Source organism: Caballeronia sp. BR00000012568055, from assembly GCF_029439455.1.
Taxonomy (GTDB): domain Bacteria; phylum Pseudomonadota; class Gammaproteobacteria; order Burkholderiales; family Burkholderiaceae; genus Caballeronia.
In genome coordinates this window covers 1-12591 of the sequence record NZ_JAQFVG010000357.1, presented here as the reverse complement: position 1 = coordinate 12591, position 12591 = coordinate 1, and the positions used below count along the sequence as shown (strand labels likewise).

Here is a 12591-nt window from a genome sequence, read left to right as displayed (position 1 = left end):
CTTTATTTCGCCGATGCGGTGTTCATCGCGTGTGCCGAATCAGCGGGCATGACCGAAGTGAGCACCGTGTCCGGCAAATGCTGCGCCTCTTCCTTCGATACCGCGCCCGCGAACTTCCATCCGCCTGGCAGCTTGACGAAGGTATAACCCGTCGGCTGATCGACGAAAACCGAATACGGCGCGGGCTCGGACGATACAGCCGTCTGCGCAAACGCAGCACCGGAAACAGCCAGCAACAACGCCGCAGTCAAAACAGAAACAGTCGATTTCATGATGTTGCTCCAAGATTTATGTAACGATCGATACACATATTAAAGCAGCGACCGCTGCACGCGTCCATCAATTTTGTTACGATCGACACATAATTCAGAATTGCGGCACGCGCATCAATGCCGCGAAGGGAACAGCATGGCGACCACTCAATCCGAAGCCGAAGCGAAACCGCGCGGCCGTCCGCGTGCTTTCGACCGCGAAGCCGCATTGGAACGCGCACTCGATGTGTTCTGGAGCAAGGGCTACGACACTTGTTCCATGAGTGATCTCATCGAACATATGGGTATCAATTCGCCGAGCCTTTACGCGGCCTTTGGCAGCAAGGAAGACCTGTACCGCGAGGCGCTGGATCACTACGCGAACGGCGAGGGTGGCGCGGCCTTGCGTGCGTTGCAGTCGCACGAATCGGCGCGTGAGGGCTTGCGGGCGATGTATCGCGCGAGCATCGAATTATTCACGCGGTTTCAGAAGCCGCGCGGCTGCATGCTGTTTCTCGGCGCGATGTCGATTGCGCCCGAGCACGCGGAATTGCGCGCGTATTTGCAAAAGCGCAGGCGAAGGGCGTCGGCGGCGGTGGCGGGGCGGCTCGCGCGCGCGGTGGAACACGGTGAGTTGCCGGCGGGTACGGACACGCAGGCGCTCGCCACGCTATGCAGCACCTTGTTCGCTGGTTTGTCGATTCAAGCGCACGACGGCGTTCGGAAGAACGCATTGTTCGCGGCTATCGATCAATTTATCGATTCATTGCCGTTTAGAAGGTGAAAGCACCGTGTAATGCCAGCCGGTACATATGCCCGGATTTTGTTGTCAAAACGCCGAAATGACGCCAAAACCGGGTTCTTACCCGCGTGATGATTCCATTTGTTTGATGCAAACTACAGATTATTGCAAAGCAGTGCGCCTGTAGTTTCCATACGCGTTTCCACACGCAGTCAACACGAATAGATTGGACCGTCATGCTCGCTGAACCGATGTCGCCGCAACCCGTTCCTTCCAACGCGCCGGCCGCCGCGCAGGTTGCCGACATCGAGCGCCGCGCGGAAGATCAAGCCCGCTTTCTGCGTCTCACGCCTTCCGAGATTTCTATCGTCCTGCGTATGCTGGTGCAGCGCGGCGACATGCTGACGGCGGCGAGCGCGACCGGCCAGATCGTCACGCAGTTGCTCGAAGTCGATGCCCGCGAAAAGCGCATCGTGTTCGATTGGGGCGGTGTCGAAGAGGACAACCGCAAGCTGCTCGCGGCCTCGCAACTCAGCTTCAAGGCCGCGCCCGAAGGCGTGCGCACGGAGTTCGTCACGGACGGCCCGCAGGCAGTCGATTTCGAAGGCCGTCAGGCGTTCGAGGTGCCGTTCCCGGAGAAGCTCTACTACTTCCAGCGCCGCGAATATTTCCGCGTGCCCGCGCCGATACTCGATCCGTACACCGCCAAAGGCACGTTCGCGGATGGCGCGGCGTTCCGCTGCGAAGTGCAGGACGTGTCGCTCGGCGGTCTGGCGCTTCGCACCGATGCCGCGCGTCTGGCGGAAATGGAGATCGGCACCGCCTTCAGCGATGTCACGCTCGATCTCGGCGCGGGTGGCACGCTCAGCGTGGACCTTGAACTCGTGTCACCGCGCACGATCACGACGCCGAGCGGCACCGTGCGTTATGTCGTCGGCTTTCGTTTCACGCGGCTTTCGGGCGCGGCAGAAAGCGTGCTGCAACGGCTGATTACACGTATCGAAGCCAAGCGCCGCAGCTTATCTGCATAATTCGAGCGTTCATGGCGCGCGGCCGCGAAGTAAAATGCCCGTCTCCTTTTCTCGACACGGCGGCGCATGTTGCTCAAGGCCTGGCGCGGTGAAGAACGCTTCTGGAAAGTCTGGTGGCTGCTGGGCGTGCCGCTCCACCTCGTCTGGTGGACGGTCTGGTTCGACTTGTGGACCAGCGGCCTCGTCCCCGAAACTTTCTTTCTGATCACCGTCTGGTTCTGGCCAGGCGTGCTCGTCGCGGTTGCCGCGTTCGCGGCGCTTTATGCCCTCTGGTGTACGCTCGCATGGCGCTGCGCGGGCAATGTCGATCATCGGCTCTGGGCGATCGTCGGGCGCGTGTTGATCGGCGTGACGCTGGGGTCGTTCATCACCGAGTGCGTGTTGATCTTCACCGGATCGCTGATCGTTCTCAGGTAAAAACCCTAGGCGACTGCATCAACCATCGTCAGTACCATGTCACCGAATGGTAGCGATACCATCATCGGAGACATTGCTTTGACTTCAGTCCGCAAGAAACCGGAAGAGCTGCGCAGTCACCGCTGGTACGGCGTCAACGATCTGCGTTCGTTCGGTCACCGTTCGCGCACGGCGCAGATGGGCTATCACCCGTCGGATTACATGGGCAAACCCGTAATCGCCGTGGTGAACACGTGGAGCGAGATCAATTCGTGCCACACGCATTTCAAGCAGCGCGTCGAGGAAGTGAAGCGCGGCATCTGGCAGGCGGGCGGCTTTCCGGTCGAAATGCCGGTCATGACGCTGGCCGAGCCGTTTCAAAAGCCGACCACCATGCTCTATCGCAACTTTCTTGCGATGGAAACCGAGGAATTGCTGCGTTCGTATCCGTTCGATGGCTGCGTGCTGATGGGCGGCTGCGATAAAACCACGCCCGGTTTGCTGATGGGCGCGATCAGCATGAATCTGCCCGCGATCTTTCTTCCCGCCGGCCCGATGCTGCGCGGCAACTGGAACGGCCGCACGCTCGGCAGCGGATCGGATACCTGGAAATACTGGGCCGAATTGCGCGCGGGCAAGATTACGGAGGACGAGTGGAAGGGCGTGGAAAGCGGCATCGCGCGCTCGCCCGGACATTGCATGACGATGGGCACCGCCTCCACCATGACCAGCGCCGCCGAAGCGCTCGGTTTGACGTTGCCCGGTTTCGCATCAATTCCCGCGGTGGATTCGCGGCATGCGCAATACGCATCGCTGACCGGTCAGCGGATCGTCGAGATGGTGTGGACGGATCTGAAGCCGTCCGACATTCTCACGTCGAAGTCGTTCGATAACGCCGTTACCACCGTGCTCGCCATGTCCGGTTCGACCAATGCGATCGTGCATCTGGTGGCCGTGGCGCGCCGCGCGGGCGTGCCGCTGACCACCGCGCGCTTCGATGAACTGTCGCGCGTGACGCCGGTTATCGCCAATATTCGCCCGGCGGGAAAGTACCTGATGGAAGACTTTTTCTATGCAGGTGGCCTGCGCGCCATGCTCGCGGAATTGGGCGATTTGATCGACGGCACGCAACGAACGGTCAATGGCAAGACCTTGTCCGAAAATATATCGGATGCCGAAATATTCGACGATGACGTTATCCGCCGCCGCGACAATCCGCTCGTCCCGAACGATGGCCTCGCCGTGCTCACCGGCAATCTCGCACCTAATGGCGCGGTCATCAAACCCGCCGCGATGGAAGCGCATTTGCTGAAGCATCGCGGGCCGGCGGTCGTGTTCAAAGATTACGCGGATATGGCCGCACGCATCGACGACGAAGCGCTCGATATCAGCGCCGACTCGGTGATCGTGCTTCAGCATGCGGGACCGGTCGGCGCGCCGGGCATGCCCGAGTGGGGCCAGTTGCCGATTCCGCAAAAGCTCCTGAAACAAGGCGTGCGCGATATGGTGCGCATTTCCGATGCGCGCATGAGTGGCACGAGCTACGGCGCATGCGTGCTGCATGTCGCGCCGGAATCGTTCGTCGGCGGACCGCTGGCGCTGGTCAAAGACGGCGACTTTATCGAACTGGATGTACACGCGCGGCGCTTGCACCTCGATATCAGCGACGCAGAACTTTCCACGCGCCAAGCCGCGTGGAAAGCGCCGAAACGCCCGTTCGAACGCGGCTTCGGCGTGATGCATCAATTGCACGTCACGCAGGCCGATAAAGGCTGCGATTTCGATTTTCTCGAAGAACACGTGCGCGCGGACAGCGACGAACCCGACATTCATTGAACCCACTTCATCACCATGACGACACAAGACATCGCCATTTCAGACGAAACGATCGAACAGCTGCGCCATGTCAGCACGGCGACGCTCACCACGCAGCTTTTCAAACGAGGCTTGCGCAACGTGTTTCTGCAAGGCGTCGCGCCGCTGGTCAAGCCCGCTGCGGGCGCGCCGAATATGGTCGGACCGGCCTTCACGCTGCGCAATATTCCGGCGCGCGAAGATCTCGATCATGTCGGAGTATTCAAGAATCCTGATCATCCGCAGCGCAAGGCGGTGGAAACCGCGCCGGCCGGAAGCGTGCTGGTGCAGGACTGCCGTGGCGATCGCAGCGTCGCATCGACGGGTTCGATTTTGACGACGCGGCTCAAGGTGCGCGGCGTGGCGGGCATGGTGTCGGACGGCTGCGTGCGCGACAGCGGCACCATCGGCGATATCGGGCTGCCGCTGTTTTGCGCGGGCGCGAGCGCGCCGCTCAATCTCGCGCGGCATCATGCTGTCGATATGAACGTGCCGATCGCGTGCGGCGGCGTGGCCGTTTATCCGGGCGATATCGTCGTTGGCGATGTGGATGGCGTGGTAATCGTGCCGCGGGAAATGGCCGCAGAAGTCGCACGTGATGCAGCGGAGCAGGAGATCATGGAGGAGTTTATCGCCGAGCGTGTGCAGGGCGGCGCGATTCTGCGCGGCACGTATCCGCCGGATGAATCGACGCTCGCGGCATTCGCAGAATGGCGCAGCAAACGTAAATGATTGCTTCGGATTCCAAACCACGACGCGAGCGCAAGACACCGAAGACCATCCGCATTACGGATGTCGCCGCGTCGGCGGGCGTGTCGCCGATCACCGTTTCGCGCGCATTCAACGCGCCGCAAACGCTCGCGCCCGATACGCTCGCCCGCGTGCGCCGCGCAATCGCGGAACTCGGTTACGTACCGAATCGGCTGGCGGGCGGCTTGTCGTCGGCGCGATCGAAACTGATCGCGGCGATCGTGCCGACCATCGCGCATTCGCTGTTCTCGGAGACGGTGCAGGTCTTCAGCGACACGATGTCCCGCGCCGGTTATCAGGTGCTGCTCGGTCTGTCCGATTACGAAGACGAAAACGAAGACCAATTGCTTGACGCCATTCTCAGCCGACGTCCCGAAGGCGTGCTGCTGACCGGCGTCGCACATACGGATTCGCTGCGCGAACGGCTGCGCAAGATCGGCATTCCGATCGTTGAAACGTGGGACATGACCGACGATCCCATCGATATGCTCACGGGCTTTTCGCACGATGCGATTGGCGCGATGGTGGCGCGGCGGTTTATCGCGCGGGGCGTGAAGCATCCGGCGTTGGTATCGGCGAACGATCAGCGTGCGCTGGCGCGGCGGCGCGGTTTTGTCGAAACGTTCGAACGGCACGGCATTGCGCACGTCGCCGAAATCTTGATGCCGCCGCCGTCTTCGGTTGCCAGCGGCAAGCTCGGTCTCGCGCATCTGCTCGATCAATACGCGACGATCGATGCCGTCTTTTGCAGCTCCGATCTGCTCGCGCTCGGCATCACTTCGGAAGCACGCAAACGCGGTATCGACGTGCCGAAGCAACTCGCGGTCTGCGGCTTCGGCGATCTCGAATTCGCCGCCGATACCTCGCCCGCGCTCACCACCGTTCGCGTGGATGGCAAACGCATCGGCGCGACGGCGGCGCAGTGTCTGATCGAGCGGCTGAATGGCGCAACGGAACGCGCCATCGTGGATGTGGGCTTCGAGTTGATCGAACGCGAGACGGTTTAAACGGGCACCGTGCCGTCCACGAAAGCCTTCAGCAAGTGATGCGCAATCGCGAACGCCTTCGGTGCGGACAGCGATTGCGCATGCGTGCCGTCGAGCATGCCGGCGACTTCCTCGCGCGAGAACCAGCGCGCGTCTTCGAGTTCCTTCTGATCCACCGTCAACTCGGTTTCAGCCGCCGTCGCAAAGCAGCCGATCATCAACGAAGAAGGAAACGGCCACGGCTGCGAGGCGTAGTAGCGTACGTTCCGGCAGCGAATTCCGGCTTCCTCCAGCACCTCGCGATACACCGCGTGCTCGAACGTCTCGCCCGGCTCCACGAAGCCCGCCAGCGCCGAATACATGCCCGGCAGAAACTGCGGCTGACGCCCGAGCAGACAACGGTCGCCATCGGTGACGAGCATGATGACGACGGGATCGACACGCGGAAAATGCTGCGCATCGCAATTGCCGCAGATGCGCCGCCAGCCCGCGCCTGCATCGCCGGTGGGCGTGCCGCAGTTCGCGCAGAAACGGTGACGCCGATGCCAGTCGAGCATCGAACGCGCTTCGCCCAGCGCGCTGATAAGCGGCGGCGCGACCAACCCTTGCATCGCGACGGGACGCAACTCGACCGCTTCGACCGGACCCGATTCGAGCACGAGCGCATCCGCCGATGCCTCCAGCGCCAAAGCAAACAACGCGCGCCCGTCCGCTTCGAGTCCGAGCAAAACAGCTTGCGAAGCCGGTCCGAACGCAGCGGCTTCGTGCGCTTCGAACAAGGGATCGTGACCGGAAACGCGCTTGAACAACGGCACATTGTTCACGAACAGCAGGAAACGCGTGGAAGACTTGTCACGCAGCGCGGACACGTAAGCATCGTCATCGCGCTTGTCGGATACGCGATCGAGCGGGTCGAGAGTAAAACCGATGGCATGAGGCGGCGTGGGCATAGTATTTTTCTGTTTGACCGGGCGCGTCGCGCAGAAGCGGCGCGTACCTGACGGAAAGAAAGGGAAAGCTGCGAAGGCGTTGACCATCGTAGCAAATCACGCGATATATCGTTGAGTAGCGTTGAATAGCGTTGGATGACGATTCAAACCTTTCGCGGAGAACACATGATCACGCTGTACGCCTACCCTCAGTTGTTTGGTCTCGAAGATAACAATCCTTTCGGGCTGAAGGTGTTCGCGTTTCTGCGTCTGTCCGGCCTCACGTTCGCGCACAAACATGTGCTCGATACGAGCGCCGCGCCGCGCGGCCAGTTGCCCTATCTCGTCGATGACGACGACACCATCGGCGACAGCGATGCGATCATCGCGCATCTGAAACGCAAATACGCGTTGACGATCGATGAAGCCATGTCGCAGGAAGAACGCGATATCGACCTGTTCGTGCGCCGCACGCTCGATGATCTTTATTGGGTGATGTCGTACTCGCGCTGGAAAGACGAGCGCTACTGGCCGCGCTTCCGCGATGCCTTGCTCGCACAGCATCCGGATATCGGCGCGGAGGCGCTGGAAAAAGCGCGCGCGTACAACTTCGAGCGTTACCGGTATCAGGGCATCGGCCGATACGAACCGGACGCGGTCTATGCACGCGGTATCGCCGATCTGAAAGCGATATCGAATCTGCTGGGCGACTACGCGTTTATTTTCGGCGACGAGCCTTCGAGTACGGACGCGGGCATTTACGGCTTCGTCGCAAGCATTTGTTTTTACGATATCGATACGCCGCTCAAGCGTTTCGTGCACGAAGAAACGGAATTGGAAGGCTATTGCATGGAAATGCGCCGACGCATGGGCCAGGGCGCGCTCACTCCGGCGCCGTCTCAACTTCCGCCGCCGTCCAACTGATACTCGTCACGCCGCGCTCCATGCTCATGCGGCTCGCCATGCGTTCGAGCTTCGCCTGATCTTTCGGATGCATGCGCACGGTCGCAGTGACTTTCATGCGCGGCGGCTCGTCGTCGATATCCTCGCTCGTCAGGCTTTGAAACGACAGCGGCTGCGTGTCCATCGCGTTGGAAAGCAGCGTGCGGATATGCACCTCGTCTTCCTGCCGGCCGATCACGGTTAGCACATATTCACGCACGATATCCGCGCTCGACACCGGCGTCGCGTTGATCATGCGGCTCACTTCGCGCAACACCGTGTTCGTCAACAGCACGATCAGCGTGCCCGCCACCGCCGGACCGTAATGCCCGCTTCCGCACAACACGCCGACCGCCGCGGAACACCACAGCGTCGCCGCCGTATTGATGCCCTGAATCGAACCCTTGTCGCGCATGATCACGCCGCCGCCGAGAAAACCGACGCCCGAGACCACGTAAGCCGCAATCTGCGTCACACCCGACTCGCCGTTGCCCGTGAGCATGCCGAGCGTGACGAACAGGCACGCGCCGCTCGCCACCAGCGTGATGGTGCGCAAGCCGGCAGTGCGCTGGCGCATCTGCCGTTCAATGCCAATTGCGACGCCGCACGCGAACGCGGCGAGAAGACGCAGGACGAAATCGATGCTCATCGAATGGAATGCCGTGAGTTTTTTGAAACAAACCGGCGACATTCTCATACGAACATGTCGTACACGTGAAGCGGTTTAAGAATTTTCCGATGCAGCGGCGGGAGTGCGCCTTCTAGAGTGGACGGCCCATCCACAGACAAGCACAAGCGAGACAGACGATGCCACAAAACATGAGCGTGACGATCAACGAGCAGGGACATGCTGTCATCACGCAGGAAATGCCGCTCGTGGAGTATTGCCTGCAGCGTACGCAGGCGCTGCGCGCCATGACCGAACTGGTCGGTTCGGCGCATGAGGCGCATCAGGTGGCGGGGGCCGCGCCGGTGGCGCTGGTGAAGCCGCTGCTGGCGCTGATCCGTGGCTATGCCGAAGAATTCGAGCCGCTCGTCCGGGCGCTGGATCAGCGGGCGTACGAGAAAGGTTTCGAAGATGGCAAGACCATCGGTACACCTTTGTCGACGCGCTTGCCGAGGTAACCGCGCGCGCCGTTCAGGATGGCGCGTTGAACGCCTTCACGGTCAGGCGCACGCCGCGGTAAGCCGCGCCGTCGAAGGAACGCGCCGCGTCGCACAGGGCGGCCACGCTTTTGGACATGACCTGCGTCATGCCGGACAACACGCGGCTGCACACGCGCTCGAGTTCGCGCACGTCGTCGTGTTTGCTGACGATTCCCGCCGCGCCGGCCGTGTGGATCGCGCGGAGCTGGTGCGCATCGGTCTGTAAGGTGAGCACGACGATCGGCGCGTCCGGGCTGCGGCGGCGCGCTTCGCGCATCACCGGCCATGCCTCGGACGATGAATCGATCGTGCAGGCCATCACGATCAGTTCGCCGGCGGCGTGCTCCAGCCGCGACAGCAGCAACTCCGCATTCGGCGCGCAGACGCTCACCCGATAGCGTTCGTGCGTATCGAACCAGTTCTGCAGGCCTGACAGGACCACGGGCTGGTCGCTTGCAACGACCACTTTTATTTTGTTTGTGCGCGTCATGTTCATCTTTCATCTGCCTTGACACGCCCTCGTCCGGATCTCGAATGGATCCTCGCGGCGGGGTGCAGGCGCGCACGTTAGCAAATCGGGCTGGTCGCGGCAAACCTCGCAATCTGGCGCAATTAAATGCCTGCAAGGCTTGCTGGCAAAGCCTAAGCGCACCTTCGACCTTGCATTGCACAACAAAATTTTTACAAATCGTGTCGATTTCCGGCGACGCTTTTCGTCGTCCGGATAAGCGGCGCGAAAATGCGCCGGACACTCGACAGGAGATTCATACGATGAGCCTCGTTTTATACGCCCACCCGTTTTCCTCGTACTGTCAGAAGGTGCTGACCGCGCTTTATGAAAACGCCACGCCGTTCGAATATCGCGCGCTCGGGCCGGACAACCCCGACGCCATGCGCGAACTCACCGAAATGTGGCCGATGAAGCGCTTCCCCTTGCTGGTCGATGGCGGCACGCCGGTGATCGAATCGAGCGTGATCATCGAATATTTGGGATTGAACTATGCGGGACCGGTGACGCTGATTCCGGCCGATCCGCAACGCGCGCTCGACGTGCGCTTTATGGACCGTTTTTTCGATCTTTACGTCGCGACGCCGCAGCAAAAAATTGTTTTCGATGCCATGCGCCCCGAGCACGAGCGCGACCCGCGCGGCGTCGCCGATGCCCGCGCCATGCTCGACACGTCCTACGCGTATCTCGAACGCCTGATGGCCACGCGCGAATGGGCGGCGGGCGACGATTTCAGCATGGCCGATTGCGCTGCCGCGCCGTTCCTGTTCTATGCGGACTGGTGTCATCGCATCGGCGATGCGTATCCTCAGGTGATCGCGTATCGCAAGCGGCTGCTGGCGCGGCCATCGTTTGCACGGGCGGTGGATGAGGCGCGGCCGTATCGCCATCTGTTTCCGCTCGGCGCGCCGGATCGCGACTGAACATCAATCAAACGAAGGAGACACGAATCATGACAGCAGCACGCAATCTCGCTCCCGCCGCCGAACTGGCGCAGCGCGCCGGCATGCGGTTTCCCAACGAAAGCGCCGACTACCGGCGCGCCCGCACGGCGTTGCTTGCCGAGGAAATCGAATTGCGGCGGCATATCGAACGCGTGGCGGAAATGCGCCGCGCGTTGCCGCCGGGCGGCGAAGTGAAGGGCGATTATCGATTCGAAGGCGAACGCGGTCCCGCTGATTTCGCCGCGCTGTTCGGCGACAAGGACACGCTCGTCACCTATAGCTGGATGTTCGGGCCGCAGCGCGAGAAGCCGTGCCCGATGTGCACGTCGTTGCTATCGGCGTGGGAAGGCGAGGCGCGCGATATCGAACAACGCGTGGCGCTGGCGGTGATCGCACGTTCGCCGATCGACCGGCTCGTCGCGTACAAGAAAGAACGCGGCTGGCGCGATCTGCGGCTCTTTTCCGATCTGAACGGCAACTTCAGCCGCGATTACTTTGCGTGGAACAAGGAAGGACACGACGACCCCGCGCTCAACGTCTTCACGCGCCGCGACGGCGTTATCCGCCACTTCTGGGCCGGCGAAATGGATTTCGCGACAGCCGACCCCGGCGAAGATCCGCGCGGCGCGCCGGACCCGATGCCGCTGTGGACCGTGCTCGATATGACGCCCGAAGGACGCGGCACCGACTGGTATCCCAGCCTCGATTACGGTCCACGGTCCTGAGTTATTGCGTTACTTGGAGGCTTCCGCATGCGCGATCCCACGCGCATGCGCATCATCGCTGCGAAGGCGTTCGTGCCGCCGCGCCGCGAAGCGATCCTTGATGCGCAGGAACGGCGCTTCGATCAGGTAATAGCTGATCATCGCGGCGCCGAGCGCTTCGAGCACGCACAACGGAAAGCCGAACGCCACCGGCGAATGCGGATGCGTGAAAAGCTGCTGCCACAAGTACAGACTGAACGAAATCGTGCCGATGAACACGAACGGCGCAGTGCGCAGCAGCCGCGAGAACCAGAATTCCTTCTGCGATACCAGCACCACGATCACGAAGCCGACCAGCGCGGACTCTAAGGTCGTGCCGTAGGTTGCGCGCCATAGACCGCCGAGTTTGTTCTGCACGGGCGTGATCGCGAACAGCAGGATCAGAACGACGAGCGTCGGGATCACCGGACCCCAGGGCAAGGCCGCGGCGCGCCGCTTCAGATCGTCGAGATTGAGCGCCACGAAGCAGCCAATCAAAATCGGATCGATGCCGGTATGCAGCATCATCGTCAATTGGCCGCGCAAGCTGGGCGCGAGAAAATACGTGGCAATCCGAATTAAAGGCACGCCGACTATCAACGCCGCGAGCAAACGCGTGCGCGCGCGCTTGAGAATGAAGTACAGCAGCGGCGGCCAGAACCAATAGAACTGCTCCTCGAGCGCGAGCGTCCAGAAATGCCCGAGATACCACGCGCCTTCCGAATGCGCATGATTCAGATCGCCGATGCCCAACAATCCTGCGTAATTCCACAAATGCAGTGCGGCCAGCATCACTTGCCGATGCTCGATATCCACCCATCCCGCGAATGAAAGTGCGGACATCGCGACGAGATAGACATAGAACGCCGGCCAGATACGCAACGCGCGTTTCGTATAGAACGGCACGAGCCGAATGGTGCCGGTGGACCTGAATTCGGCGTGCAGAATGCGCGTGATCAGATAGCCGCTCAGCACGAAGAAAATCAGTACGCCGAGGCGGCCGTCGGATATCAGGCGAAGTGGCTCGAACACGCCTTTATACCCGCCATTGGTCATATGCTCGGCGTGACCGAATACCACCATCATGACCGCGACGCAGCGCAGCCCCGTCAACTCCTGCACGTGTTGCTTCATCAAACTCCTCCTGGTGAATCGAGGGCGGCGCGCCTTTGATTAACTGGGCCGGTTACAAACTCGAGTTACAAACCTATTGCAGACGATTAATTTGTCTGCATAATTCAAGTTAATTCATCTGATTAAACGACGCTTGTGCTTGGGTGGCCGCCGCCTCTCAGCCCGCATGTAAGGGGAAAGCATCGGCTTAAAAAATTGGCAAAAAATAGCCCGGCTTGTTAGGAAATATTTCTGC

Annotated in this window: 15 protein-coding genes; 10 read left to right on the top strand and 5 right to left on the bottom strand. The window is 61.1% G+C overall.

Annotated elements, in window-relative coordinates; all coding sequences use genetic code 11:
- Positions 1–2 precede the first annotated feature (2 nt).
- Complete coding sequence (locus P7F28_RS30955) at positions 3–272, bottom strand: hypothetical protein (RefSeq protein WP_277189015.1); 270 nt, start codon at positions 270–272, stop codon at positions 3–5.
- Between the two features lie 136 nt (positions 273–408).
- Here P7F28_RS30955 and P7F28_RS30950 point away from each other — a divergent pair, with 136 nt between their 5' ends.
- From P7F28_RS30950 to P7F28_RS30925, 6 genes are all read left to right on the top strand, one after another.
- Positions 409–1035 carry a TetR/AcrR family transcriptional regulator gene (locus tag P7F28_RS30950; protein ID WP_277189013.1) on the top strand — a complete coding sequence of 209 codons (627 nt, stop codon included), beginning with the start codon at positions 409–411 and terminating at the stop codon, positions 1033–1035.
- A 194-nt stretch (positions 1036–1229) separates the two neighbouring features.
- Positions 1230–2024: a flagellar brake protein gene (locus tag P7F28_RS30945; protein WP_277189011.1), complete on the top strand. Its 795-nt coding sequence runs from the start codon at positions 1230–1232 to the stop codon at positions 2022–2024.
- Between the two features lie 66 nt (positions 2025–2090).
- Complete coding sequence (locus P7F28_RS30940) at positions 2091–2441, top strand: hypothetical protein (protein ID WP_277189009.1); 351 nt, start codon at positions 2091–2093, stop codon at positions 2439–2441.
- 78 nt (positions 2442–2519) lie between these two features.
- The gene (gene araD / locus P7F28_RS30935) at positions 2520–4256 is read left to right on the top strand and encodes an L-arabinonate dehydratase (protein WP_277189007.1); all 1737 of its coding nucleotides are present in this window, start codon (positions 2520–2522) and stop codon (positions 4254–4256) included.
- A gap of 15 nt (positions 4257–4271) precedes the next feature.
- The gene (locus tag P7F28_RS30930; protein ID WP_277189003.1) at positions 4272–5006 is read left to right on the top strand and encodes a ribonuclease activity regulator RraA; all 735 of its coding nucleotides are present in this window, start codon (positions 4272–4274) and stop codon (positions 5004–5006) included.
- The gene (locus P7F28_RS30925; protein ID WP_277189001.1) at positions 5003–6031 is read left to right on the top strand and encodes a LacI family DNA-binding transcriptional regulator; all 1029 of its coding nucleotides are present in this window, start codon (positions 5003–5005) and stop codon (positions 6029–6031) included. Before P7F28_RS30930 ends, P7F28_RS30925 begins: the two co-directional genes overlap by 4 nt.
- On the opposite strand, the gene nudC is transcribed toward P7F28_RS30925, so the two are convergent.
- A complete protein-coding gene (gene nudC / locus P7F28_RS30920) occupies positions 6028–6960 on the bottom strand; it encodes an NAD(+) diphosphatase (protein ID WP_277188999.1) in 933 nt (310 codons plus the stop codon). The two genes, P7F28_RS30925 and nudC, sit on opposite strands and share 4 nt — an antisense overlap.
- Before the next feature lie 165 nt (positions 6961–7125).
- On the opposite strand from nudC, the gene P7F28_RS30915 reads away from it, so the two are divergent.
- Positions 7126–7863 (top strand): glutathione S-transferase C-terminal domain-containing protein, encoded by a 738-nt coding sequence (locus tag P7F28_RS30915; RefSeq protein ID WP_277188997.1) that lies wholly within the window; start codon positions 7126–7128, stop codon positions 7861–7863.
- Here P7F28_RS30915 and P7F28_RS30910 read toward each other — a convergent pair.
- Positions 7823–8530, bottom strand: a complete 708-nt coding sequence (locus P7F28_RS30910) for an MgtC/SapB family protein (RefSeq protein ID WP_277188995.1) — start codon at positions 8528–8530, stop codon at positions 7823–7825. The genes P7F28_RS30915 and P7F28_RS30910 overlap by 41 nt on opposite strands.
- A 158-nt stretch (positions 8531–8688) precedes the next feature.
- Here P7F28_RS30910 and P7F28_RS30905 point away from each other — a divergent pair, with 158 nt between their 5' ends.
- Positions 8689–9006 carry a hypothetical protein gene (locus P7F28_RS30905; protein WP_277188993.1) on the top strand — a complete coding sequence of 106 codons (318 nt, stop codon included), beginning with the start codon at positions 8689–8691 and terminating at the stop codon, positions 9004–9006.
- A gap of 13 nt (positions 9007–9019) precedes the next feature.
- On the opposite strand, the gene P7F28_RS30900 is transcribed toward P7F28_RS30905, so the two are convergent.
- The gene (locus P7F28_RS30900) at positions 9020–9517 is read right to left on the bottom strand and encodes a response regulator (RefSeq protein WP_277188991.1); all 498 of its coding nucleotides are present in this window, start codon (positions 9515–9517) and stop codon (positions 9020–9022) included.
- A 281-nt stretch (positions 9518–9798) separates the two neighbouring features.
- On the opposite strand from P7F28_RS30900, the gene P7F28_RS30895 reads away from it, so the two are divergent.
- Positions 9799–10458 carry a glutathione S-transferase family protein gene (locus P7F28_RS30895; RefSeq protein ID WP_277188989.1) on the top strand — a complete coding sequence of 220 codons (660 nt, stop codon included), beginning with the start codon at positions 9799–9801 and terminating at the stop codon, positions 10456–10458.
- Between the two features lie 29 nt (positions 10459–10487).
- Positions 10488–11204 carry a DUF899 family protein gene (locus P7F28_RS30890; RefSeq protein WP_277188988.1) on the top strand — a complete coding sequence of 239 codons (717 nt, stop codon included), beginning with the start codon at positions 10488–10490 and terminating at the stop codon, positions 11202–11204.
- Between the two features lie 9 nt (positions 11205–11213).
- On the opposite strand, the gene P7F28_RS30885 is transcribed toward P7F28_RS30890, so the two are convergent.
- Positions 11214–12356, bottom strand: coding sequence for an acyltransferase (locus P7F28_RS30885; protein WP_277188985.1), 1143 nt, complete (start codon positions 12354–12356; stop codon positions 11214–11216).
- Positions 12357–12591 lie beyond the last annotated feature (235 nt).

Bases quoted from the DNA above. Each gene is read 5' to 3' on its own strand.
- P7F28_RS30955 (WP_277189015.1), bottom strand. From the start codon at position 272: ATGAAATCGACTGTTTCTGTTTTGACTGCGGCGTTGTTGCTGGCTGTT.
- P7F28_RS30950 (WP_277189013.1), top strand. From the start codon at position 409: ATGGCGACCACTCAATCCGAAGCCGAAGCGAAACCGCGCGGCCGTCCG.
- P7F28_RS30945 (WP_277189011.1), top strand. From the start codon at position 1,230: ATGCTCGCTGAACCGATGTCGCCGCAACCCGTTCCTTCCAACGCGCCG.
- P7F28_RS30940 (WP_277189009.1), top strand. From the start codon at position 2,091: ATGTTGCTCAAGGCCTGGCGCGGTGAAGAACGCTTCTGGAAAGTCTGG.
- P7F28_RS30930 (WP_277189003.1), top strand. From the start codon at position 4,272: ATGACGACACAAGACATCGCCATTTCAGACGAAACGATCGAACAGCTG.
- P7F28_RS30925 (WP_277189001.1), top strand. From the start codon at position 5,003: ATGATTGCTTCGGATTCCAAACCACGACGCGAGCGCAAGACACCGAAG.
- nudC (WP_277188999.1), bottom strand. From the start codon at position 6,960: ATGCCCACGCCGCCTCATGCCATCGGTTTTACTCTCGACCCGCTCGAT.
- P7F28_RS30915 (WP_277188997.1), top strand. From the start codon at position 7,126: ATGATCACGCTGTACGCCTACCCTCAGTTGTTTGGTCTCGAAGATAAC.
- P7F28_RS30910 (WP_277188995.1), bottom strand. From the start codon at position 8,530: ATGAGCATCGATTTCGTCCTGCGTCTTCTCGCCGCGTTCGCGTGCGGC.
- P7F28_RS30905 (WP_277188993.1), top strand. From the start codon at position 8,689: ATGCCACAAAACATGAGCGTGACGATCAACGAGCAGGGACATGCTGTC.
- P7F28_RS30900 (WP_277188991.1), bottom strand. From the start codon at position 9,517: ATGACGCGCACAAACAAAATAAAAGTGGTCGTTGCAAGCGACCAGCCC.
- P7F28_RS30895 (WP_277188989.1), top strand. From the start codon at position 9,799: ATGAGCCTCGTTTTATACGCCCACCCGTTTTCCTCGTACTGTCAGAAG.
- P7F28_RS30890 (WP_277188988.1), top strand. From the start codon at position 10,488: ATGACAGCAGCACGCAATCTCGCTCCCGCCGCCGAACTGGCGCAGCGC.
- P7F28_RS30885 (WP_277188985.1), bottom strand. From the start codon at position 12,356: ATGAAGCAACACGTGCAGGAGTTGACGGGGCTGCGCTGCGTCGCGGTC.